19 protein-coding genes, 1 tRNA gene and 1 riboswitch are annotated in these 23,697 nt (G+C 59.0%); of the genes, 8 read left to right on the plus strand and 12 right to left on the minus strand.

The window, feature by feature from the left end; genetic code table 11:
• Window positions 1-6 precede the first annotated feature (6 nt).
• Window positions 7-861, minus strand: coding sequence for an aldo/keto reductase (locus HMPREF9163_RS04500; RefSeq protein WP_009440490.1), 855 nt, complete (start codon window positions 859-861; stop codon window positions 7-9).
• Window positions 862-1,088: 227 nt separating this feature from the next.
• On the opposite strand from HMPREF9163_RS04500, the gene HMPREF9163_RS04505 reads away from it, so the two are divergent.
• Window positions 1,089-1,322, plus strand: a complete 234-nt coding sequence (locus HMPREF9163_RS04505) for a DUF1653 domain-containing protein (RefSeq protein WP_009440492.1) — start codon at window positions 1,089-1,091, stop codon at window positions 1,320-1,322.
• 75 nt (window positions 1,323-1,397) lie between these two features.
• Here the strand turns inward: HMPREF9163_RS04505 and HMPREF9163_RS04510 are convergent, their stop codons facing one another.
• Genes HMPREF9163_RS04510 through HMPREF9163_RS04540 form a run of 7 tightly spaced genes read right to left on the minus strand, consistent with a single transcriptional unit; the run spans window position 1,398 to window position 10,359 of the window.
• A complete protein-coding gene (locus tag HMPREF9163_RS04510) occupies window positions 1,398-3,356 on the minus strand; it encodes a TonB-dependent siderophore receptor (RefSeq protein WP_009440493.1) in 1,959 nt (652 codons plus the stop codon).
• 17 nt (window positions 3,357-3,373) lie between these two features.
• The gene (locus HMPREF9163_RS04515; RefSeq protein ID WP_009440494.1) at window positions 3,374-4,351 is read right to left on the minus strand and encodes an ABC transporter substrate-binding protein; all 978 of its coding nucleotides are present in this window, start codon (window positions 4,349-4,351) and stop codon (window positions 3,374-3,376) included.
• 4 nt (window positions 4,352-4,355) lie between these two features.
• Entirely contained in the window at window positions 4,356-5,330 is a 975-nt protein-coding gene (locus HMPREF9163_RS04520) for an ABC transporter substrate-binding protein (RefSeq protein WP_232296664.1), read from the minus strand.
• Between the two features lie 47 nt (window positions 5,331-5,377).
• Window positions 5,378-6,400 carry an iron ABC transporter permease gene (locus HMPREF9163_RS04525; RefSeq protein WP_009440496.1) on the minus strand — a complete coding sequence of 341 codons (1,023 nt, stop codon included), beginning with the start codon at window positions 6,398-6,400 and terminating at the stop codon, window positions 5,378-5,380.
• Window positions 6,393-7,166 carry an ABC transporter ATP-binding protein gene (locus HMPREF9163_RS04530; protein ID WP_009440497.1) on the minus strand — a complete coding sequence of 258 codons (774 nt, stop codon included), beginning with the start codon at window positions 7,164-7,166 and terminating at the stop codon, window positions 6,393-6,395. The genes HMPREF9163_RS04525 and HMPREF9163_RS04530 overlap by 8 nt, the downstream gene beginning before the upstream one ends.
• Window positions 7,163-8,203 carry an iron ABC transporter permease gene (locus HMPREF9163_RS04535; RefSeq protein WP_009440498.1) on the minus strand — a complete coding sequence of 347 codons (1,041 nt, stop codon included), beginning with the start codon at window positions 8,201-8,203 and terminating at the stop codon, window positions 7,163-7,165. Before HMPREF9163_RS04535 ends, HMPREF9163_RS04530 begins: the two co-directional genes overlap by 4 nt.
• On the minus strand, window positions 8,203-10,359 hold the full coding sequence (locus HMPREF9163_RS04540; protein WP_157049418.1) for a TonB-dependent siderophore receptor: 2,157 nt from the start codon (window positions 10,357-10,359) through the stop codon (window positions 8,203-8,205). The genes HMPREF9163_RS04535 and HMPREF9163_RS04540 overlap by 1 nt, the downstream gene beginning before the upstream one ends.
• Window positions 10,360-10,544: 185 nt before the next feature.
• A riboswitch (cobalamin riboswitch) is annotated at window positions 10,545-10,755 on the minus strand.
• 327 nt (window positions 10,756-11,082) lie between these two features.
• On the opposite strand from HMPREF9163_RS04540, the gene HMPREF9163_RS04545 reads away from it, so the two are divergent.
• The 3 genes from HMPREF9163_RS04545 to HMPREF9163_RS04555 all read left to right on the plus strand — a co-directional run bounded on the left by HMPREF9163_RS04545 (window position 11,083) and on the right by HMPREF9163_RS04555 (window position 15,228).
• Window positions 11,083-12,342 carry an SLC13 family permease gene (locus HMPREF9163_RS04545; protein ID WP_009440502.1) on the plus strand — a complete coding sequence of 420 codons (1,260 nt, stop codon included), beginning with the start codon at window positions 11,083-11,085 and terminating at the stop codon, window positions 12,340-12,342.
• 164 nt (window positions 12,343-12,506) lie between these two features.
• The gene (locus HMPREF9163_RS04550) at window positions 12,507-13,826 is read left to right on the plus strand and encodes a serine hydroxymethyltransferase (RefSeq protein ID WP_037346114.1); all 1,320 of its coding nucleotides are present in this window, start codon (window positions 12,507-12,509) and stop codon (window positions 13,824-13,826) included.
• Between the two features lie 166 nt (window positions 13,827-13,992).
• Entirely contained in the window at window positions 13,993-15,228 is a 1,236-nt protein-coding gene (locus HMPREF9163_RS04555) for a glycine hydroxymethyltransferase (RefSeq protein WP_009440504.1), read from the plus strand.
• Window positions 15,229-15,315: 87 nt separating this feature from the next.
• Here the strand turns inward: HMPREF9163_RS04555 and HMPREF9163_RS11705 are convergent, their stop codons facing one another.
• On the minus strand, window positions 15,316-15,516 hold the full coding sequence (locus HMPREF9163_RS11705; protein ID WP_009440505.1) for an IS5 family transposase: 201 nt from the start codon (window positions 15,514-15,516) through the stop codon (window positions 15,316-15,318).
• Window positions 15,517-16,441: 925 nt separating this feature from the next.
• Here HMPREF9163_RS11705 and HMPREF9163_RS04570 point away from each other — a divergent pair.
• Window positions 16,442-17,548, plus strand: a complete 1,107-nt coding sequence (locus tag HMPREF9163_RS04570) for a site-specific integrase (protein WP_009440508.1) — start codon at window positions 16,442-16,444, stop codon at window positions 17,546-17,548.
• A gap of 86 nt (window positions 17,549-17,634) precedes the next feature.
• Here HMPREF9163_RS04570 and HMPREF9163_RS04575 read toward each other — a convergent pair.
• The 3 genes from HMPREF9163_RS04575 to HMPREF9163_RS04585 all read right to left on the minus strand — a co-directional run bounded on the left by HMPREF9163_RS04575 (window position 17,635) and on the right by HMPREF9163_RS04585 (window position 20,053).
• Window positions 17,635-17,723, minus strand: a tRNA-Ser gene (locus HMPREF9163_RS04575).
• Between the two features lie 102 nt (window positions 17,724-17,825).
• Entirely contained in the window at window positions 17,826-19,115 is a 1,290-nt protein-coding gene (locus HMPREF9163_RS04580; protein WP_009440509.1) for an O-acetylhomoserine aminocarboxypropyltransferase/cysteine synthase family protein, read from the minus strand.
• Between the two features lie 71 nt (window positions 19,116-19,186).
• The gene (locus HMPREF9163_RS04585; RefSeq protein WP_037346083.1) at window positions 19,187-20,053 is read right to left on the minus strand and encodes an AraC family transcriptional regulator; all 867 of its coding nucleotides are present in this window, start codon (window positions 20,051-20,053) and stop codon (window positions 19,187-19,189) included.
• A 251-nt stretch (window positions 20,054-20,304) separates the two neighbouring features.
• Between HMPREF9163_RS04585 and HMPREF9163_RS04590 the strand changes: the two genes are divergently transcribed.
• From HMPREF9163_RS04590 to HMPREF9163_RS04600, 3 genes are read left to right on the plus strand one after another with little or no spacing between them, the layout of a single operon-like run.
• Complete coding sequence (locus HMPREF9163_RS04590; protein WP_009440512.1) at window positions 20,305-22,095, plus strand: L-fucose isomerase; 1,791 nt, start codon at window positions 20,305-20,307, stop codon at window positions 22,093-22,095.
• A 19-nt stretch (window positions 22,096-22,114) separates the two neighbouring features.
• Window positions 22,115-23,218, plus strand: a complete 1,104-nt coding sequence (locus HMPREF9163_RS04595) for a rhamnulokinase family protein (protein WP_009440513.1) — start codon at window positions 22,115-22,117, stop codon at window positions 23,216-23,218.
• Complete coding sequence (locus tag HMPREF9163_RS04600; protein ID WP_009440514.1) at window positions 23,212-23,655, plus strand: RbsD/FucU family protein; 444 nt, start codon at window positions 23,212-23,214, stop codon at window positions 23,653-23,655. The genes HMPREF9163_RS04595 and HMPREF9163_RS04600 overlap by 7 nt, the downstream gene beginning before the upstream one ends.
• Window positions 23,656-23,697 lie beyond the last annotated feature (42 nt).

The raw sequence follows: 23,697 nt of genomic DNA on the forward strand, positions 1-23,697 counted from the left end.
TCCTCATCACTCAATATGCAGCGGCTCTTTCCGCGTCGGCGGCGGAAATGCGCGGTCAATCGCTGCGCAGTCCTCCGCCGTGAGGTCGAATGCGTCCGCGCCCGCGTTGCTGACGGCGTGCTCCCGCCGCCCCGTGCGCGGAATGGCGATCGTATTGCCGTCGCGGATTGCCCATGCGAGTGCGATCTGCGCCGGTGTCGCGCCGTACTTCGCCGCAATCTCTCCGAGTACGCTGCTCCCGAGGAGGTCGCAGCCGAGCCGCCCCACCTGCGCGAGCGGGCAGTACGCCATCAACGCAACATGATGCTCCCGCATCCACGGGAGGAGGCTGTAGTCGATCCCGCGTGAGCCCATGTGATAGAGCACCTGATTCACCGCACAGTTCCTGCCGCCATCGATCCTCCACAGTTCCTCCATATCAGCCGTATCGAGGTTGGACACGCCCCACGCACGGATCTTGCCCGCCGCACGCGCCCCCTCCATTGCCGCGACCATCTCCGCAAGCGGCCGCTCGCCACGCCAGTGATAGAGGTAGAGGTCGAGGTAGTCCGTCCCGAGATGAGAGAGACTGCGGTCGAGCGACTGCATGAGACGCGCGCCGTACGCGTTCGACGGCATGACCTTCGACACGAGAAAGAGGGCGCTGCGCTCATACGAGCGAATCGCCTCGCCGACAAGGGTCTCCGAGCGCCCGTCGCCGTAGTTCTCCGCCGTGTCGATGAGGGTCATGCCCGCCTCGATTCCTGCGCGCAGTGCCTCTACCTCGCGCGCGTACGTCTCCGCCGAGTCGCCAAGATACCACGTCCCCTGACCGAGCGCAGGCACCTGCGCCCCACCCGCGAGCCTTACCATATGTTTCATCTCATCACACTCCTTATACCGTGGAGTAGTCTATGTCTTTTGGGCAATACGTCCGCTCCTCCATCCTTCTACTGTCAATTTTACACGAATTTTCGCGATAAGAAAAGTATTCGCATAGTTTTCTTCTATAAAAATGTGCACAAAAAGGACTTTTGACAGCATTTCAATCACTCCGTATAATCATACGCAGGCAATCTCATTTACAAGAGTTATCAGGAGGACATATCATGCGTGACATACCAAAGCACGGTGAGATCTGGCGGCATTTCAAGGGCAATCTCTACCGCATCGAGACGACGGCGGAACACACGGAGACGGGCGAAATGCTCGTCGTCTATCAGGCGCTCTACGGAACGTACGGCATGTATGCGCGCCCGCTCGCAATGTTCCTGAGCGCGGTCGACCGTGCGAAGTACCCCGACGCACCGCAGGAATGGCGATTTGAGAAAGTTCAACCATAAAAAGACGTGATACGAAATCGTTTTGACTTCGTATCGCGTCTTTTTGTTATAGGTCGTACTTGAGAGCACAATCACTCAGAAGCTATAGTTCACCCCGACGAGGAAGGAGCGCCCGACGGTGCGGTAGGTACCGCTGTTCGTGTAGTCGCGGCGATTGAAGAGATTGTCCACGTCGAACGTGCCCGTGAGATCGTGTGTAAAGCGGTAGGCGACGTGAAGGTTCGAGATGAGGAGATTGCCGGAGATGGGGTAAAACCTCGTCCGCTCCCCGCTCGAGCTGTTGTACCCGCGATCACCCCAATAGCTGAGGCTGAGTGCCGCCGAGAGGTCGCGGTTCTCATAGTTCACGCCCGCCGTCAGCTGATAGCGGCCGAGTGCGCGTACCCAGTCCTGCCCCGCCTTGTACTTGCGCTCGGGATTGCCGTAGGTAATGCCCGTGTTAAAGCTGACATGCGCGTTCACATCCTGTGCATAGGAGAGTTCCACGCCTGTATTTCGGTAGGATGCGGCATTCGTCTGGTAGCTCTTGCCGTCTGCCCCCTTGATGCCGACGATCTGGTCGCGCACATCCGTATGGAAAACACTCGCGGTGAAGCGGCGTCCCTTGTGGTCGTACTTATAGCCCGCCTCATAGTTCCAGCCGGATTCGGGTTTCAGATTCGGATTCGGCACCATAACGGAGCTCGCGTAGTAGAGATTGCGGAAGTTCGGCATGCGGAAGAATTTCCCCACGCTCGCATAGACGGCACTGTCCCGGTCGAGGCGCGTCGTCACCTGCAGCTGCGGGAGGAAGGCACTGTAGTCGCCCGCCGAGGACTTCACCCAGTCCGCGCGTGTACTCAGGATCGCCGCCGTCACAGGGCTGAGGTCACGGTCATAGGAGGCGACGAGCGAATACTCATTCATTCCGTAAGGGCCGAACTTCGCATAGGGCTTTACCGTGCCAGCGCTGTTGCTGGAGTTATTGTACTTCTGATTCTCGTTAACATAGGTCTGCCGCTTGGCGGAGAGTCCGACGAGGGTCGTGCTCACATCGTCCTTCCAGACCTTCTTCACCTCCGCGCCATAGTGGTGGTGATGACTCTTCTCCCACTCGACGACGCTCGAATTGACGATGAAGTAGTCCGGGTTCGAGATTGAACGGTAGTTGTAGTAAACATTTCCAGACCAGCCCTTTGCCCCCTGATAGTTCAGATTGGCAAAATGCTCGTCATCGTCGTATTTGAAATACTTGAGGAGCCCGCCCGCCATGTCATTGTAGTGAATCGAGTGATTCTTCCCGCTGTACATATAGGAAAGACGCAGCTCGTCGCTGATCTTGTACGTCAGATTCACGTGATCCTTGCGGCTCTTGCCAAATCCGATGGCATAGGGCGTCGATACGCCATTGATTATCAAATTCCCCCGCGTATCTGTCAGATTCCCAGTCTGCCCGTAGTAGCTGCGGCTGACGGCAATCCCGACCTTGCCGAGATTGATCGTCGCCGCATAGTCGCGCTGTCCGCGGTCACCCGCTGCAACGCGCACCGTATTCTTGTACGCAGCCTTCGTGATGACGTTGACGACACCGCCAAACGCCTCCGAACCGTAGAGCACGGAGCCGCCGCCCTTGACGACCTCCACGCGCTCCACAGCGTCGAGACTCATCATATCAAGATGGCTGACGTTGTTAAAGGACGCGGGCACGCCGTCGATGAGGACGAGCGTCCCATTCTCCACGCCGCGCAGATTCGTGCCCGCATTGCCCGTGATCCACGTCTGCCCGTCGGGTCCCATGTTCGTGAAATGCACGCCGTTCTTGAATTTCAGCGCGGAGATCACATCGCGTGCGCCCGTTTTCTTCAGCTCCTCGGCGGTATAGACCGTCGTGTCTGCGGGCGTCATGAGCGTCTCCTTCTCATAGCCCTGCGCCGTCACGTTGATGTCTGCGGTTGTGACAGCGTTCTTCCCCTCATCTGCTTCTGCCGCCTGTGCTGCAATCAGAAATGCGCAGAGCGCGCACGCCATTCCTGCCATCCATTGTTTCTTTTTCATAAGTCCCCCTTGAAATCCTATTCCTTATCCGCCACGCTCAGGTGACGTTCCACGGGCTGATCCACCAGATCTCCGTAGGCCATGTGTGCAATGTCCTGCGCACCGAACACCATGTCCTGCGAGGCGTTGTAGATATAGCCCTCATGCGGACGCACAATCTGCTGATTTCGGATTGCCTTCACCGTCTGCAGGGCGGGATCGTCCAGATACTCGCGGTTAAACTTCTCGATGTCATAGCTGCCGTGATCGTTCCAGACGGGCACGATCATGACATCGGGATTCACCGCGAGGATGTGCTCCTTCGTCAGCGCCTGCCCTGCCTCAAGGCCGATCTCCACCGCGCCGTTGCGCACGCCCGCCATCGTGCAGAGATAATCGAACAGCCCGCCCTTGCTCCCGAACGTCGGCGACATTGAGATCACGAGCACCGTCTTGCGCTCAGCAGGCGGAATCTCTGCAACGCGCGCGGCGAGCGCCTGACACTCCGCATCGTAGGCAGCAATGAGTGCCGTCCCCTTCTCCTCCTCGCCGAGCGCGGCGGCGACAAGGCGCACCACTACCCGCACCTCGTCCGCCGTGCGCGGCTTTTGACAGGCAACGACGCGGATGCCGAGATCGCGCAGAGTCTCTGCGACCGCGGCATCCTTTCCCGCATCGAGAAAGACGACATCCGGATGCAGGGCAACGACCTGCTCCGCCGACGGCTGATTGAGCTTCACGGGGATTTTCTCTGCAATCTCCACGATATTCGAGCTGTTCGGATCGTCCGCCAGATGGTCGATTCCCACAAGCCTCTCAGGCGGCACGAGTCCGAGCACAACGTCATCCAGCCAGAGCGCATAGTTCAGCACGCGCACGGGCTTTTCTGCAAAGGCGACCGTCCGCCCCTCTGCATCCGTCACGGCGTAGCCGCCCAACTGTCCCGCAGGTGCAGAGCCGCAACCGAGTGCTGCGAGCATGAGCATGAGTGCGAGCGCCCCAACAAGCATACGCATAGACTCACTCCTTCAGCAATCGAACGCCAAAATCATACTCCGGTGCAAAGTCAAACAGCCCCGGATACATACAGTTCGCCATATAGCCAATCGCGTCGATTGTTCGCGTCTGCGGCCCGTAGACGAATTTCAGCGGGATGGGATAGAGCCGCCCCGTACAGATGAAGTTCAGGTTGCGAAAGGCGGGATTGCTGCGAATCTTCGCCAGCTGCCCCTCATCGTCCCCATAGGAGACGAGAAAGACGACATCGGGGTTCTCCGCCATAATCTGCTCGGGGCTGACCGCCGCCGACGTATGCGGAATGTCCCCGCCGATGGCGGCAACCATATCCCCTGCAATCTTATCGCGCCCATAGGAGGCAATAATACTGATGAAATCCAGCACCATCACCTTCGGCGGCGTGCGCTCCTGTGTCTGCGCGCGTATGAAGTCAATCCGCGCGTAGGTGTCGCCGATGATCCGTTCCGCCGCCTGTTCCCTGTGAAAGATCGTACCCAGATCGCGGACGAACTTCATCTCGCGTACAATCGTCTCGCGTTGGTTGAGCTTCCCGGGCGCTGTCGTATTGAGCGGCACCATCGTCGCAACTCCACGCTCGTTCCAGTATGCCGTACTGCCCAGCCGATTTTTCGAGAAAAATTCCTGCTGCGCAACGATGAGGTCGGGACGGAGCGCAAGCAGACGCTCCGTATTGATCTCCGCGCGCCTCATCTGCGGCAGCGTGTCAAACGCCGCCTGATTGCACGCCTTGATCCCATACGTCGGATTGTTCTGCGAGGGTGTCGCCGACACGATCCCCTCCGTCACACCAAGATCCAGCAGCGTCTCTGACTCGTTCGCGCCGATGACGACGATACGCTGCGGCACATGTGTAAACGACTCGCGGTTGATGCCGGTCTCGAAGTAGTTTTCAACGCTGATGTTCTCGATGGTGACCTCATCCGCCGCCGGGGTATCCGTGTGTTGCGCTTCCTGCATACACCCACCCAGAAGGAGCAGCGGCAGTAGAAACAGGGAGACGCGCCTCATGAGGCACCTCCATATTTCCGACGGAGGAGCATCCACAGAAAGAGCGGTGCGCCGACAAGCGCCGTCGCGATGCCGATGGGCAGTTCCATCCCTGGCAGGATATTGCGCCGTAGAATGTCCGCGCAGGCGAGAAATACACCGCCGACGAGCGCACTCATCGGAATCACGCGCCTGTGTGTGCTTCCCGTGACGAGGCGTACGACATGCGGAACGAGGAGTCCCACAAAGCCGATCATCCCTGCCGTGTAGACGGCGGCACCAACCATCAATGCCGTGACGGCGATATAGAGTTTCCGATAGCGTGCGAGATCGCGGCCCATGCTGAGAGAGAGCTCATCGCCCACAAGCATGAGGTCGAGGATGCGCCGCTGTGTGCAGAAGTAGAGGACGCCCGCCGTCGTAATGAGGAGGAGCGTGAGTGCCGACATCCATCCGCCCGTCACAATGCCGCCCATCATCCAAAACTGGATGGAGCGCGTCTTGCTCGGCTCTGCAAGAGCCGCTACAATGAAACTGACCGCCGCCGAGCATGCCGCGTTCAGTGCGAAGCCGGCGAGCAGCAGCGTCAGGCTCCCACCGCTGCGCCGCGTAACGGACGCGATGACAAGGATGAGGAGGCTGGCAGCTCCCGCCCCCAGAAAGGCACATGCCCCCGTCCCGTCCATCCCGAAAAGACTTCCGACACCAAGAGCAATGGCGAGGACGGCACCGAGGCTTGCGCCCGAGGAGACCCCGAGAAGGTAGGGGTCAGCAAGCGGATTGCGCACCACCGCCTGCATGACCGCGCCCGTGACCGACAGACCCGCGCCGACAAGAAACGAAATCACAAAATTCGGCAAGCGCAGATATTGCAGCACATCTTGCCGAATGCTGCCCGCCCCCGTCGGATCCGTCACCGTCAACCACAGATAGGAAAGCGTCTCCCCAAAGCCGAGCGTGATGATGCCCTGCCCGAGCGCATAGATCATAAGGAGAACAACGGCAGCTGCCGCAAGGGTACTCCGCACAGCCTCATGCATCCGCACGCCCCCTCTCATAGACCACGGCAGGACGTCCATCCGCACGTGGGAATACCTCCGCACGCACATGATACAGCTGCTCGATCAGCGCGGGCGTCAGCACCTCAGCGGGTGCCCCCTCGGCAATGAGCGCCCCCTTTTGTAGGGCGACAATGCGGTCACAGTACATCGCGGCAATATTGAGATCGTGGATTGCCGCGACCACCGTCATCCCGCGCGCTGCAATCAGATCCATAATTTGCAGCTGATATGTAATGTCCAGATGATTCGTCGGCTCATCGAGGATGAGGCAGGGCGTTTCCTGCGTCAACGCACGCGCCAGCATAACGCGCTGCTGCTCACCGCCCGAGAGCATGGAGAAACTCTCCGCCTCCATCGGTAGGACGCCCGTCTCCCGCATCGCACGCCGCGCGATCTCCACATCCTCGGCACTGTCTCCCTCCGTGATTCCCTTGTATGGCGTACGTCCCATAAGCACGACATCGCGCACGGAGAAATTGAAATCCGCGCCGTGATGCTGCGCAAGCACCGCTGTCCTCTGCGCACTCTCCCGATAGGAAAGCGCACAGAGGTCATGCGTACCGAGGAGAACCTGCCCGCCCGTCGGCTTCAGAACCCGATAGATACACTTAAGCAGCGTCGACTTGCCACTGCCATTGGGTCCGATGAGTCCCGTGACCTGCCCCGCTGCGAACGTGACAGAGACATCCTTCAGCACACATTTTTCTCCATACTGCGCGGATATGCCCGCGACCTCGATCCTCATCCTACACCTCCAAATCGGTACGCCCGCCGCAACAGCATAACAATGAACGCCGGCGCACCGAACAGAGCCAGCATCACGCCGAGGGGAATGTCAACCCCCGTGACAAGCACTCTGCCGAGGATATCCGCCCAGACGGCAACAATCCCGCCGAGCAGCACCGCCACGGGCACGAGACGTCGATGATCCGCCCCTGTAAGCATGCGTGTAAAATGCGGCACAAGCAACCCGATAAAGCCGACAAGTCCCGCGTTCATCACAATCATCCCGACCAGTAGCGCATTCAGCACGAGATAGCCGCGCACGAATGGGAGCAGACTTCGTCCGAGCGGAATCGCCGCCTCTTCTCCGGCCGGCATGAGGTTCAGCATGCGCGCCTGCGTGAGGAAGAACGGGAATACGAGCGCAAGCACCGCCAAGAGCGCGAGCACCCACGGCATCTTTGCCGCAGCAATACTCCCCATCAGCCAGTAGAGCGTCACATCCATCCCCGTGGAGTTTGCCCCGAAGTAGATGAGCACTCCCGTGAGTCCACTGCACACGGCTCCGAGTGCGATGCCAAAGATGAGAAAATAGGAGAGGTCGCGCCGCATGCCCCCGGCAGCCGCCGTAATCAGAGCAGAGAGCAGTGCAGCCCCGACAAAGGCACCGACCCCAATCGCACCCGCGCCGAACATCGAGCCAATCCCGAGGAACACTGCACACGCGGCACCGAGCGACGCGCCGGACGAGATGCCTAAAATATAGGGATCCGCCATCGGATTGCGAAAAATCGCCTGCATAACGACACCCGAGAGCGAGAGCCCCATCCCGACACCTCCCGCGAGCAGGATGCGCGGCAGACGCAGCTCCAGAACGGCGCGTACGGTTTCCGTCTGTGCGGCATCGCCAAGCGATCCCCCACCAAGGAGCGTTACCACATCCCCAGGGGAGAGCGGCAGCACGCCGAGCGTCAGCCCCACCAGTCCGGACACAACAAGAAGCCCCGCCAGCAGCACCGCAAGGGTGCCGACGGGGCCGTTTCGCCAAATATGATGCATCAGATCTCAAAATTCGCCGAGAACGTGAACGTGCGCGGCTCGCCAAGGGCAAGACTCGTCCCCTGCCCCGCAACGGGATTCCAGTAGTCCTTGCCCGTCACATTGTAGATCATCGCCGAGAGCGTCACGGGCGTCGTGCCCATCTTCGTCCGATAGGTCGCGCCGAGATCAAAGAGGAGATGCGAGGGCACGGCAATCTGACCTCTATTGATCACACTGTCGCCGATATAGTTCATGCGCGCAATCAACGACCAGTCGGTCGTCGGACGGTAGACAAGACCGAGCGCCCCCGACCAATACGGCAGACCGTCGACGCGCTTGCCGTCGTTTGCGCCGTTCGTCGTCTTGCTCTGACGCGCATCAAGGTACGTAATGCCGCCCATCAGATCCCATTTCTCCGCGAGCGTTCCCGTAAAGCCCCACTCAGCGCCCTTGTTCCGCTGCTCACCGTCGTACTGCAGATACTTCAGCCCCGACTTCATTACATCAACGCTGTTTGCCTGACGAATATCGAAATAACTCAGCGTGTGGAGGAAGTTGCCGCCCTGCACCTTCACACCGATTTCATTCTGCTTCGTCTTTGCGGGATCGAGCATATCCCCCTGATTTGCATAGCCCTTGCCCGTTGCGACCATCGTGCCAAGGCCGAAGCTCTCCGTATGCGCCGCGTAGCCCGTCACCGCAGGCGTAATTTTATAGCTGACCGCAACCATCGGCGAGATCGCGCTCGTGTCCGTGCGCGCCCCCGACGCCTGCACAATGCGCACATTGTGCCCGTGCAGACCAAGCGTCACCTGTGTGCGCTCATCCGCCGTCTTGATCGTATCCACCACATGCCAGCCGCGCAGGCGCGTCTTGCGCTGGTACGGAGCCTCCTTCTCGGGCAGATCCGGCTGTGCCCAGCTGTTGTCACGGTAGATATTGCCCGTGCCGCTCCAAGTGAAGGGGCGATACGTGCCGCCATAGCTGCGCGCCCAGTTCTGGTCGAGAGAGAGCACATAGTCATGCGTGAGGTCGCCCGTCTTGAAGTCGCCCTTCAGGCCGAGATTCAGATAGTAGCGCGAGAACGCGAGCGGATAGTGCTCCATGCTGATGGTAAAGTCACCCGCGTCGTTGACCACCTTCGGCGAGCCGTCGATATAGCCGTACCAGTCCTCGTGATGATAGCCCGCGTTGAAGAACGCCGTGAGATGCTCCGCAAGCTTCTGCTCGTGGTTGAGTGTCATGATGACATTGTCATACGCATTGTACGACCACGAAGGCTTGTAGCTGCGTGAGAGCTTGGGTGCGCGCGGCAGGTGCGTCACATGACCCGGGCTGAAATCAAAATTGATGCGCGTGGGGCCTGCCTTCTGCTTCGTATGCACATAGCCCATGAGGAAGTTTGTCGTCGACTTCTCCGTATGCCGGTCGAGATTGACAAAGAGGGTCTGACGATCCATCTTCTCATGTTTGACCGCCGTCTCCCCATTTTGATTCGTCGCCGTAATGCGCACGCCATAGCGGTCGTCCTTGCCGAAGCGGTTGCTGACATCGACCGCCTCCTCGACAGACTTGCCGCCGAGATAGGAGATCTTCGCCTGCGCCGCATCGCTCTCTGCACGCTTGGAGATATAGTTGACTGTCCCCGCCGCAGCCTCGTTGATCGCCGCACCGCTCACGCCGATGTTCGGTCCTGCGATCACGCTGACGCGATCCACCCAGTAATACGGCAGATTCATCTGCCCGAACATCCCCGGAATCCCATTGGTATAGCTTGCATGCCCGTTGATGCGAAAACCGCGGATTGCAATATCCTGATAGAGATGTCCCGTCTGCACACGCACGGCAGGGTTCAGCACGAGCGCGCCGTTCACGCCGTCCGTCGGCGTTGCAAAGGTCTCGAGCGTCTTGTGGCTGATCTCCGTCACCGCAAGCGGCACATCCATGACATCCTGCGATCCGAGCAGTCCGACCGAGGGCTTGCTGCTCACAAATCCGCCGGGCATCGTCGCCTCTTCCTCCGCAGGTTCCGCCTGCCGCTGTCCCTCCACATCGACCGGTGCGAGTTCGTAGGAGTCCATCGTCTCCGTCTTCTCCGCAGCACTTGCAGCTCCCATCCAGACCGAGCCAGCCGTCGCGAGTGCAATCGCGCACATGAGCTTTCGTTTTGTCATCTCCATTTTCCTCCTTGATATAGACGGACAAAGCCCGTCCCCCCCCAATAATCCATAGCTCCTGAATTCATCGCGCAAATCATGCAAAAGTCCCGTCCACAGCAGAACGGGACTTTCTCACACGAAAAAAGCCTGCCGTCCTGTCCATCGCAGGATGCAGAGAAGTGCGACGCATGGGCGCAGCGCTCCGGCGCACGAGACTCGGTAGGTCTTCTGGCTCTGCATCATCGTCCGCTCCGCCTTCCCAACAGAAAAGCTCTGTCAGTGACATATTGGAACGTTCTCAGCATTACAGCGGCGGGACCGCATCGGCTCTCAGATCTGCCGCCCACATGGGTCGGCAGTCCCCGATTTCCCTGTTACGCCCTCTCGGGCACCGAATCTACTTATGAATTTTGATTGAAATGAATTCGTATGACAGTATAATTAAAGCCTATGTGTATGTCAAGCGATTTTGCATTTTCTCTATGAACCTCATGCCATTTCCGTTTCGAAAAATAAACAACACTATATATGAATGCAGGCAAATAATAACTGTTGTTTATCATTTCAATGTCAAAGTTTCATAGGGCTTTTGTCCAAAATATAGCAGGAAAAACGGAATAGAGAGAGAATTATAAGAATTCGTCGAAAGAAAGTTTCCGAAATATACTACGGAAACTAATCGGGCTTGTTGATACCCGCAGCAATCCCGAACGAACTGTATGAATAGGAGATGTATTCATGGATGCAGCAATGCTGACATTGGGTGTTCTCGGGGTGGCGGCGTTCCTCTTCGCCACAGAGATTATCCCGCTCGCCGTCACGGCAATGGGCGCGGCGATCGCGCTCGGACTCTTGGGGGTGCTCACCCCGGCACAGGTTTTCTCAGGTCTGTCGAATTCCACCGTTGTCCTCTTCGCAGGCATGTTCATCATCGGCGCCGCGATGTTCCAGACGGGACTCGCGCAAAAAATCGGCATCGCCGTCGTCAAAAAATCGGGCAATGACGAGCGTGCATTAATGGCGGCACTGATGCTCATAACGATTGTCCTCTCGTCCGTGTCCTCGAACACGGCGACAGTCGCGTGCCTCATGCCCGTCGTCATCCAGATCTGCGCAGCGGCAAAACTGCCCGTCTCGCCGCAGCTCATGGCGCTCGCCGTCGCGGCAAACGTCGGCGGCACGATCACGATGATCGGTACGCCGCCGAACATCCTCATGAGCGCGACGCTCGGTGCCTCGGGACTAACGCCGTTCGGCTTCTTCGAATTCGCATGGATTGGTATCCCGCTCTCCATCGCGGGCATGATCTATATGCTCACGATCGGCCGCAAGCTCTGCCCGCGCAAGCTCGTGGACAGCGAGGCGGTCGCAGGTGAGGCGGAGGAGGCAAAGGATCCGCGCAAGATGGTCATCTGCGCTGTCATCCTGATCGGCGTTGTCATCGCAATGGTGCTCGAAAAGCAGATCAACGTCCCGATGCAGACCTCGGCGATCATCGGCGGTCTCCTCTGCGTCCTCACGGGCTGCCTCTCGGAGAAGCAGGCGTATCAGGGCGTTGACTGGACGACCATCTTCCTCTTCGCAGGTATGCTCCCGCTCGCCAGCGCGATGGATCACAGCGGCGCAGGCAAGCTCATTGCAGACTTCGTCGTCGGCCTGATCGGCGACCATCCGTCCCCGATGCTCATCGTCGGTGCAATGTTCGCCCTCTCGTGCGGCCTGACGCAGTTCATGTCGAACACGGCGGCAGCCGCGCTCCTCGCGCCGATTGCGATCTCCATCGCGCAGTCCATCGGCGTCTCCCCATATCCGGTCGTCATGGCGATCGGCATTGCGGCATCCTGCGCATTTACCACGCCGGTTGCGACGCCGCCGAACACCCTCGTTCTCGGCCCCGGACAGTTCCGCTTCATGGACTACGTCAAGGTCGGCGTTCCGCTCGTCTTCGTCTCGCTGATCGTCTGCCTTGTCGTCATCCCCCTCGTCTGGCCGTTCTAATCCAAACTTAGATATAAGCGGCAGCAGCGGACTTCTCCGCTCATTATGCTGAACCGTGAATGAACTGAAAAGTATGTCGTTCACCGCATGACAGGTGTGCCCACGGGTACACCTGTCATTGCATGGCACACAACTGTGCGCCGCAGCATGATGAGGAGAATATCATGAAAAAAGAAGAAATGCTGAACCATCTGAAGGCATTCGACCCCGCGATCTTCACCCTCCTGCAGGACGAGATCCAGCGGCAGCGCTGCACCCTCTCGCTGATCCCGACGGTCAACGCCATGTCGCCGCTCGCCGCCTTTCTCGAGGGGAGTGCGCTCGCAAACAGCACCCTCGAGGGCTGCGGGGCACGTCATGCCAGTTCCGTCGAGGAGCTTGTCCGCACGCGCGCGCAGGAACTCTTCGGCAGCGCGCACGCTGTCGTGCGGCTTGGCAACATCGCCGCCGCCTCGCGCGTCACATTTCTTGCGCTGCTGCAGCCGGGCGATACCGTCCTCTCCTTCAACCGCAGGAAAGAGGAGCACTGTGCGGGGCTGAACTACCATTTCGAGAACTTCGGCATTGACCCTGCCCTCCAAAAGGTGGACTGGGACGAGGTCATGCAGCTCGCCGAGCGCGTGAGGCCGCGCCTCATCATCTTCTCACCTGTCAGCTATCCGTGCGTGCCGAACTACGAGCGGCTCGCCGCCGTTGCGCGCGCCGTGGGGGCATATCTCTGGGTCGACATCGGGCAGTGCGTCGGGCTCGTTGCAGCGGGGCTCATCCCCTCGCCCGTAGCGCTTGCCGATGTTGTCAGCTTCCCGACGAACGACTCGCTGCGCGGGCCTGACGGCGCGATCCTCCTCTGCACGAAGGAGCTTGCGCCGCAGATGGACGCCGCCGTCGCAAACACGGGGCATATCTCCCTGCACATGAACCACCTCGCCGCGCTCGGCTTTGCCCTGCATGCAGCTGCACAGCCGCGCTTCCGCGCGTACGGGGAGCAAGTGCTCGCGAACAGCCGCGCGCTCGCTGCAGCCCTCAAGGAGCAGGGCATCAACCTCCTCGCAGGCGGCACCGAGACCCATCTCATCCTCGCCGCTCCTGCGGCGGGCGTTGACATCGTGGACACCGTGCACGCCCTCGGACGCATGGGCATCTATGTCAAGCGCGACAAGATCCCGACCATGCGCCCCGAGATCATGCTCTCCGCGCTGCGTCTCTCGACACTGAACCCGACCACGCGCGGACTGAAGGAGGCGGACATGTCCATCATTGCCGACGTACTCGCGCGCACCCTCAGCGGGCAATGCCCGGCCGAGGAGGAGGATTCGGTGTGCATGAAGATCGCAAAGCTCCTCATGGATAAGCCCACCTTCTCCGAGGAGTGGATGAACGAGGGCGCAACCGCACAGACCGTCGCGCCCACCTCCGACACGGGCAGCGTCCACGAGCACGTCGCCAACGAGCGGAAAACCATCCTCAAGAGCTTGTTCAAATAACGGAGCATCAAACAACCTCCGACCGCGTGCAGAAGTGTGCGGTCGGAGGTTTTCATTGTAAAATATTCAGAAGCGTCAACAAATGAGTGATTTATGCGGCGCATTGTGCTATACTGAAAAGACAAGACTGAACGAACCCCATTTTTACGGAAGAGGAGAATTGCCCATGAAACGTGAAGAAGTCGCCAACCACCTGAAGACATTCGACCCCGAGATCTACGGTCTGCTCGAGGAGGAGCGGCAGCGCCAGCGCTACACCCTCTCCCTCATGCCGAACATGAATGCCATGTCGCCGTTCGCAAAGTACCTCGAGGGCAGCGTCCTCACGAACAGCTTCTTTGACCGCCACGACGAGACCACGAGCGGCGGTCTGCACCTCGATGCCATCGTCCGCGCGCGCGCAGTGGAGCTGTTCCATTGCGACCATGCCATCGTGCGCCTCGGCAACATCGTCGCCGCCTCGCGTGTCGTCTTTCAGGCGCTGCTGGAATCGGGCGATACCGTCCTCTCCTTCAACCTCAGGAAAAAGGATCACGTCGCAGGACTCTCCTACGACTTTGAGAACTACGGCATCGAGCCTGGCACACAGGAGATTGACTGGGGTGCCGTGCGCGAACAGGCGGAGCGCGTAAAGCCGCGGCTCATCATCTTCTCGCCTGTCAGCTACCCGCGTACCATCGACTATCAGATCCTCTACGAGATCGCGCAGACCGTCGACGCCTACCTCTGGGTCGACATCAGCCAGTCCGTCGGCCTCGTCGCGGCAAAGCTCGTGCCCTCGCCCGTGCCGCTCGCCGATGTTGTCACCTTCTCCACGCGCGACTCGCTGCGCGGTCCCGATGGTGCCGTCCTCCTCACAAAGCGCGACATCGCCGCACGCATGGACGCCGCCGTCATCAACACGGGGCATGAGGCGCTGCACATGAACCACCTCGCCGCACTCGGCGTCGTCCTGCGCGAGGCGGGCAGCGACCGCTACCGCAGCTATGCCGCGCAGGTCGTACAGAACGCGCAGGTGCTCGCGCGCACCCTCGCCGACCATGGTGCCTCCGTCCTCTGCGGCGGCACGGACACCCACCTCGTCCTCGCCTCTGCCGCCGCCGGCATTGATACCGCAGCTGCGGTCAAGGCAATCGGTCAGATGGGCATCCGCGTCAAGACCGACAACGTCCCCACGATGAACTCCGGCCTCTTCCTCCACGCCCTGCGCCTCTCGACCTCGAACCCCACGACGCGCGGAATGCGCGAGGAGGACATCGCCTACATCGGCTCCCTGCTCGCAAAACCGCTCACCACCGTCCTCTCCCCCGAAGAGATCGAGAAGACGCGGCAGGAGATCGTCGCCCTCGTCAAGGATGCCCCCGTCTTCTCCGAAGAGTGGATGGGCGACTCCGAGGGCTGACCGCACAATATTTGCATAGAAACGCGCCCCACCGAGAATGATCGGCGGGGCGCTGTTTTCGTTTATGCTTTTTTGCTGAGAAGCGACTCAGTTCTGCATGAGGTACATGCGCAGCATCGTTTCCAGTGGAATCAGTTTTCTGCCGCGCTCTTTCTGGAGATGGCACGGCGCAATGAGTGCCATCCATTCGTTCCAAGGAATGATGGATTCCATGGCTTGCAGAAAGGCTTCACGCCGTGTTGTTCTCTTGCGGTTTGCGTACTCCATGTCGGTAAAGGTTTGCTGCACAATGATGTTGCCTCTCTCTCGTCGTGTTGCTGTTTTCCTCTATTGTAATATTTCGGAGCTCAATCCTGCAACAAAAGAATTTTTCAGCGTTTCCTAAGATATATGCAGAGGACGCACGTTATTTAGGCGGTATTCCTGTCGCCGAGATGTATGAGGGCTACCTGCGCGAGCATCTTTTCAAGCCCCTTCCGGATATGTATTTCTTTTCATCCTGGCTGGAGAACTATCGGTATGAGTTTGAGCTTTTGTCCTATCTCGGATTGGGAAAACATTTGGCGCGAACTCATCCAGGACTACGCTCGATCAGTGAGGTGATATTGACGATCCTACCCAAACTCACACCGTCTAGTGATTGATGAAGATCATGTGCGCCGTTTTCTCTCGGATGGTTGGAGGGCATAAAAAAAGACCACACCTAGGGCGGCGGGAACATATCACTTGCATATCATCGGGGACTTGTGCTATACTATCTATGGCAAACGAGATAGTGAGTTATACACACGAAAAGCCCCCAAGTTCGCACCTTGGGGGCTTTTCTGTTCCCATACTGCAGGCAGGGACTAACGCCTAGGCTCGTCGCCGTCGTCTCTCTCATCGAGCCATTTGCTGACGTAGTTGGCAATTACACCAGCCAAGATGGAGAGAAGAAAAGAGATAGTGAGCATATACACACCCCCTCTCATTGCCATGTGTAGGGGCGGCAACGCATCCAGTATATCACAGGTCGGAGCATTCTGCTATGGTCTAACCGCCTCGCATCGAGCTTGGAAAAAGGCCATTTCTTCCCACATAAAAAACCGCACACCGTGCTGGTAGCACGATGAGCGGTCGCACGTATCCCCGTAGAGATATACGCACTCTCAAACGAAAGTATATCACACCTTCGGGGATTATTCCACAACGAATCCTTTGGAGGTGTTTTATCATGCCAACAAAACGCAAGGACGGACGCTATCAGTCGAGCGTGACCGTCGAGAATCCGATTACGGGCGAGAAGGTGAAGCGGTACATCTACGCCTACAGTCTGCGTGACCTCGAAGCAGAGCGGCGGTGTGTTCTTGCGGCAAATTTCTCTGACTTTCTCCTCGTAGATACGTTCCACAATTTTGCAGAGACATTCCTGCAGACAAAGCGCGACGTGGACAAACTCGAGGAGTCGATGCTGACAACCTATCACAGGTTTCTATCGCAATATGTACTCCCCGCCATCCCGGAGAGTATGAAGATCAACGACATAAAGCCTGCACTGATAAAGCGAATCCTATCGGATATAAAAAAAGACCGCACGAGACAGGCGATCTACACGCTCCTGCAGTCCATGTTCAAGGCAGCAAAATTTGAGCAATTAGTCGAGAACAACCCGATGGAGTTTATACGCAAGCCAAAGCACACGACGACAGCTGCCAGGATTGTCACCCCCGAAATTTACCATGCGATTATGAACGAGGTACGCGGATCACAGATTGAGCATCTATTTAAGTTCGCATGGAGCACCGGACTGCGGCGCGGTGAAATCATCGCCCTGCGGTGGTCGGACTTCGATGTGGACGCCGCACTCGTCCACGTCACAAAAGCACGCAAGAGAGGCAGAGAGGAGTGCGAGGGAACACCTAAAACGGCGTACAGCACACGAACGGTCACACTCTCCCCTACAACCGTGCAGAACCTCCTCGCGTGGAAAAGGAAGCTCGCAGAGCGACTTTTCCAGCAAGGAATCCGCCTTACGAAAAAGGACTATATCTTTCGCTCCCTGCGCGACGAAACACAGCCGATGACGCTCACCGCCGTGACACACATCTTCGCCGACCTCAAGAAACGTCTGCATCTTCCCGCCGATCTACGCTTTCACTCGTTCCGGCACACGCACGCGACGCTCCTCGCAGAGCAGGAGATCAGCGCAAAGAAGATACAGGTTCGCCTCGGCCACTCCTCAGTAGCGTTCACAATGGATCGATACGTTCACAACACCACACAGATGCAGGAAGGTATCACGAAAAAAATAGTCAAGTGTGAAGAAAAATATTCCGAGTGACAGCCATGCTGTCAAAAAGGCTGTCAAAAATAAAAACAGAACAGAAAAAGGCTCCCAAGCGAAATGCTCGGAAGCCTTGATTTTACTGGCAGAGAGGGTGGGATTCGAACCCACGGTGGCTCATCACCACACTTGATTTCGAGTCAAGCACCTTCGACCACTCGGACACCTCTCCATGCGCTTATGCGACATGACGCATTATAGCACAGTGAGGGGCGCGTTGGCAAGGGCTTTTTTCGGAGGTGCGGTGACGCCCGCACTACTGCTCACAACATCCTCAAACCTCGGCGAGTGCCTCCTCAAGATCCGCAATCAGGTCATCGATGTGCTCGATGCCGATGGATAGGCGCACCGTTCCCTCACCGATGCCGGAGGCGGCAAGCTCGGCTTCGTTCATCTGCGAATGCGTGGTGGTCGCGGGGTGGATGACGAGCGACTTCACGTCCGCAACGTTCGCCAGCAGCGAGAACAGGGTCAGTTTGTCGATAAAGCGGAACGCCGCCTCGCGCCCGCCCACAATGTCGAACGTGAAGATGGAGATGCCGCCGTGCGGGAAGTACCGCTTGTAGATTTCATGGTCAGGGTGGTTGGCGAGAGACGGATGATTGACCTTCGCCACCTTCGGGTGCTTCGCGAGGAAGTCCACCACTTTCAGCGCGTTCTCCACATGACGCTCGACACGCAGGGACAGCGTCTCAAGCCCGTGGATGAAGTAGAACGCGCTCTGTGGTGCGATTGCCGCGCCCGTGTCGCGCAGGATGAGTGCGCGGATATAGACAACGAATGCAACAGGACCGAGCGCATCGACGAAGCTCACGCCGTGATAGCTCGGGTTCGGGTCGGTGAGGTGCGGGAAGCGGCCCGATGCCTTCCAGTCGAACTTTCCGCCGTCTACGATCACGCCGCCGAGGCTCGCGCCGTGCCCGCCGAGGAACTTCGTCGCCGAGTGCACAACGATGTCCGCACCGTGCTCGATGGGGCGCAGGAGGTAGGGCGTGGCAAAGGTGTTGTCGATGACGACAGGCACGCCCTGCGCGTGCGCTGCCTGCGCGACCGCTTCGATGTCGATGAGGTCGGCGTTCGGGTTGCCGACGGTCTCGATAAAGACGCACTTCGTATTCGGACGGATCGCATCGGCAAAGCCCTGTGCCCCCGCCTTCGGATCGACAAAGGTCACGTCGATGCCCCACTCCTTCACCGTATGCGCGAGGAGGTTGTACGAGCCGCCGTAGATGGTCTGCTGCGCGACAATGTGATCGCCCGCATGGGCGAGCCCCTGGAACGTCGCCGTGATTGCTGCCGCCCCCGAGGCAAACGCGAGTGCCGCCGCGCCGCCCTCAAGCGCCGCGATGCGCTTCTCGAACACATCCTGCGTGGGGTTCATGAGCCGCCCGTAGATGTTGCCCGGATCTTTGAGTGCAAAGCGGTCGGCGGCATGCTGCGCACTGTGGAACACATAGGAGGTCGTCTGATAGATCGGCACGGCACGCGCATCCGTGACGGGATCCGCCTCCTCCTGTCCGACGCGCACCTGCAGGGTTTCAAAATGGTATTTTTTCTCGCTCATGGTAAGTCCCCTTTTCCATTTTCAAAACACATATTTTGTTGATATGAATTATATACAAAAGTTATTTTTTGTCAAGAGGAAATTGTCTTCTGATACTTCAACGGCGAGATTCCCTTGTACCTGCGGAACGTCTTGATGAAGTAGCTGATGTCGTTGAACCCCGTTGCGAGCGCAATCTCCGTGATGCTCTCATCGCCCTGCGCAAGGCGGATGCACGCCGCCTCGATGCGGTAGTAGTTGAGGTAGTCGATGGGGCTGCGGTGCGTGATCTTCTGAAAAAACCGGCAGAAATAGTTCGGAGTCAGCCCTGCCGCTGCGGCGAGATCGCCGAGGGTGAGCGGCTGGTCGTAGGCGTCGTCAATGAGCTGAAAGGTCTTCTTGAGCTGCATGACGCGCCGGCGGCTGCTCTCGCGCAGCGCGGCGTTCGGCGCGTGGCAGAGTCCGTGGCGGAGCACCGCGCCGAGGAAGCTGTAGAGCATCCCTGTCACGACCATCTCATAGCCCGCATACGCCTCCTTCATCGCTGCAAACAGCATGGCAATCATCCCGGGGACATCCGCCGTTGTGCCCGGGATGTATTTATTGATGAGGAGTTCGTGCTCGAGAATCGGCTGTACGCGCGCGCCTGTGGTCTGGCTCCCCTGCAGCAGCTTCTTCAGATCGAACACAATGCACTCGTAGACGGTCTCCTCATCGAGTGGTGCACCGCCGTGCACGATGCCGTCGCGGATGAAGATGATATCCCCCGTCTGCGCTGTCACCACATCCTCGTTCAGCGAGAGCGTCAGCCCACCGCGTACGATGTAGACGATCTCATACTCGATGTGCCAGTGATAGGGCATGTGAAAGCGCGGATGATTGCGATCGACATGATGGAATTCGATTGGAAAATCAAAGCGCCCGCGCGTGCGGAATTCGTTGTATCCCTCGTGTTTCACCGTCTGTCCCCCTTTATTGCAAAAGATAATATCGTCGCATTTTCAACTAAGATCGTTATATTTTTCACGCTCTCCTCTTGATGATAGTGCTTCTCAAGATATATTGAGTTTCACAAAAAGATAAAATCGTACAATTTTTACATAGTATAGCACAAGCGCCGCCCTCCGTTCAACGCTATAATACAGGAATGACAGAAAAAATCAAATATTCATCATAGCGATGAATCAATTACGAAACGGAGGAAATCATCATGGCAGAAACAAGATGTATCGGCGGCTATCCCGTCATCGGCATTCGTCCGACGATCGACGGGCGGCGCGGGGTTCTCGACGTACGCGGCGCACTTGAGGAGCAGACGATGGGCATGGCACGCGCAGCGAAGAAGCTCTTCGAGGAGAACCTGCGCTACACAAACGGCGATCCCGTCAAGGTCATCATCGCGGACACGACCATCGGCCGCGTCCCCGAGGCGGCGGCGTGCGCAGAGCAGTTCCGCCGCGCAGGCGTGGACATCACGCTGACGGTCACGCCCTGCTGGTGCTACGGCTCCGAGACGATGGACATGGATCCGATGACGATCAAGGGCGTCTGGGGCTTCAACGGCACGGAGCGCCCCGGCGCAGTCTACCTCGCCTCCGTCCTCGCGAGCCACGCACAGAAGGGGCTGCCCGCATTCGGCATCTACGGCCATGACGTGCAGGAGGCAGACGCCGAGGGCATTCCCGCCGACGTTGTGGAAAAGCTGCTCCGCTTCGGCCGCGCTGCCGTTTCCGCCGCCACGATGCGCGGCAAGTCCTACCTCCAGATCGGCGCGATCACCATGGGCATCGGCGGCTCGATTATCAGCCCCGAGTTCTTCGAGGAGTACCTCGGCATGCGCGTCGAATCCGTCGACGAGGTCGAGATCATCCGCCGCATGACGGAGGGTGTCTATGACCCGGAGGAGTACAAGAAGGCACTCGCATGGACGAAGGAGCACTGCAAGGAGGGCTTTGACAAGAACCCCGAATTTGCACGCAAGTCCGACGCCGAAAAGGAAGAGGCGTGGGAATTCGTCGTCAAGATGATGTGCATCATCAAAGACCTCTACAACGGCAACAAGAATCTGCCGAAGGGCTGCGAGGAAGAGGTGCTCGGGCACAACGCGATTGCGGGCGGCTTCCAGGGGCAGCGCCAGTGGACGGACTTCTACCCGAACGGCGATTTCGCCGAAGCGATGATGAACTCCTCGTTCGACTGGAATGGTGCGCGCGAGCCGTACATCCTTGCCACGGAGAACGACACGCTGAACGGCGTTGCGATGCTCTTCAACAAGCTGCTCACGAACCGCGCCCAGATCTTTGCCGACGTGCGTACCTACTGGAGCCCCGAGGCGGTCAAAAAAGCGACGGGCTACGATCTGGAGGGACGTGCAAAGGAAGGCAAGGGCTTCATTCACCTCATCAACTCCGGTGCAGCGTGCCTTGATGCGTGCGGCGAGATCAAGGACGGCGCAGATTCCGTGATCAAGCCGTTCTGGGAGCTCACGGAAAAAGATCAGAAGGCGTGCCTCGATGCGACCGAGTGGTGCCCAGCGGACAACGGCTACTTCTGCGGCGGCGGCTTCTCCTCCCGCTTCCTCACGCGCGGCGAGATGCCCGCGACCATGGTGCGCGTCAACCTCGTCAAGGGTCTTGGCCCCGTGCTGCAGCTCGTCGAGGGCTGGACGGTGAACCTGCCCGACGAGGTCTCGGACAAGCTCTGGAAGCGCACGGACTACACCTGGCCGTGCACCTGGTTCACCCCGCGTCTGACGGGGCAGGGCGCATTCCGCTCCGCCTACGATGTGATGAACAACTGGGGCGCGAACCACGGTGCGATCAGCTACGGACACATCGGTGCCGACCTCATCACACTCTGCTCCATCCTGCGCATCCCCGTCTGCATGCACAACGTCGCGGACGTCGATGTCTTCCGCCCCGCCGCGTGGAACGCGTTCGGCATGGATGCGGAGGGACAGGACTATCGCGCCTGTGCCGCATACGGCCCCATATATAAATAAGGAGGGGAGGAGCGCTCTCATGACAAACGAAAAATGCGTGCTCTCCTTCGATCTCGGTGCCTCGGGCGGCCGTGCCGTCCTTGGCACCTACGACGGCAGCCGCATCCGCATGGAGGAGCTGCACCGCTTCACAAACGACCCCGTCCACCTCGGACGCACGATGTACTTGGATGTCCTGCGGCTCTTTCACGAGATGAAGCAGGGGCTGCTGAAGGCGCGCGGGCATGAGATCGCGAGCATTGGCACGGACACCTGGGGCGTGGACTTCGGTCTCCTCGACAGCGCGGGCGCGCTCATCGAGAATCCCGTCCACTACCGCGACCGCCGCACCGTCGGCATGGCAGGCGAGGCGTTTCAAAAAATTTCGCGCGACACGCTCTACCGCATTACGGGCAATCAGATCATGGAGATCAACACGATCTTCCAGCTGCTTGCGCTGAAGCAAAAGCGCCCCGAACTCCTCGAACGTGCAAAGACACTGCTCCTCATGCCGGATCTCCTCAACTACTTCCTCTCGGGGGAGAAGAAGACCGAGTACTCGATTGCAACGACAACCCAGATGCTTGACGCGCGCAGCCGCACATGGTCGCGCGAGGGGCACGAGTACAGCTACGGCGAACTCGAGCAGCTGGCAGCGGCAGCGCCCGCACAGCGCTCCTTCATCCGCTCCGACGATCCCGCCTTCCTGCCCTCGGGCGACATGCCGCTCCGCATTCGCGCCGCGTGCGAGCGCACGGGGCAGCCCGTTCCTGAGAGCGTGGGCGCCGTCATCCGCTGCATCGACGAGAGCCTCGCGCTCTCCTACCGCGCGGCACTCACGGAGATCGAGACCTGCACGGGCAAACACTACGACAAGATCTATCTCATCGGCGGTGGCGTCCAGAGCCGGCTCCTCGCCCAGCTCACGGCAGACGCGTGCGGACGCACCGTCCTCGCGGGACCCATTGAGGCAACCGTCCTCGGCAATATCGCCCTGCAGCTGATTGCGGCGGGCGAGGTCAAGGATCTCGCCGAGGCACGGGCACTCATCCGCGCCTCCTCTGACATCACGGCGTACGAGCCGAAGAACACCGACCAATGGGACGCACATTTTGAAAAATGGAAGGGGCTGACCCCATGCTGAAAGGAATCCCCAAGATCATCTCCCCTGCGCTGCTCAAGGTGCTCGCCGAGATGGGGCACAGCGACCGCATCGTCATCGGCGACGGCAACTTCCCCGCCGAATCGGTCGGTAAGGACTGCATCGTCATCCGCGCCGACGGGCACGGCGTTCCCGAACTCCTCGACGCGATCCTCACACTGTTCCCGCTCGACCCCTACGTCGACAAACCGGTCAGCCTCATGGAGGTCATGCCGGGCGATCCCGTTGCAACACCGATCTGGGACACGTACAAGGAGATCATTGCAAAGCATGACGCGCGCGGCGCGGCAGCCGTCGGCACGATCGAGCGGTTCCGCTTCTACGACGAGGCACGCACGGCGTACGCCATTGTCACCACGGGCGAATCCGCACTGTACGCCAACATCATACTGCAAAAGGGTGTCGTCACGGACGCCTGAAAGGTGAGAGAAATGGAAAATATAAAGGAAATCAAAGACGCG

The organism is Selenomonas sp. oral taxon 138 str. F0429, from assembly GCF_000318175.2.
GTDB classification, from domain to species: domain Bacteria; phylum Bacillota; class Negativicutes; order Selenomonadales; family Selenomonadaceae; genus Centipeda; species Centipeda timonae.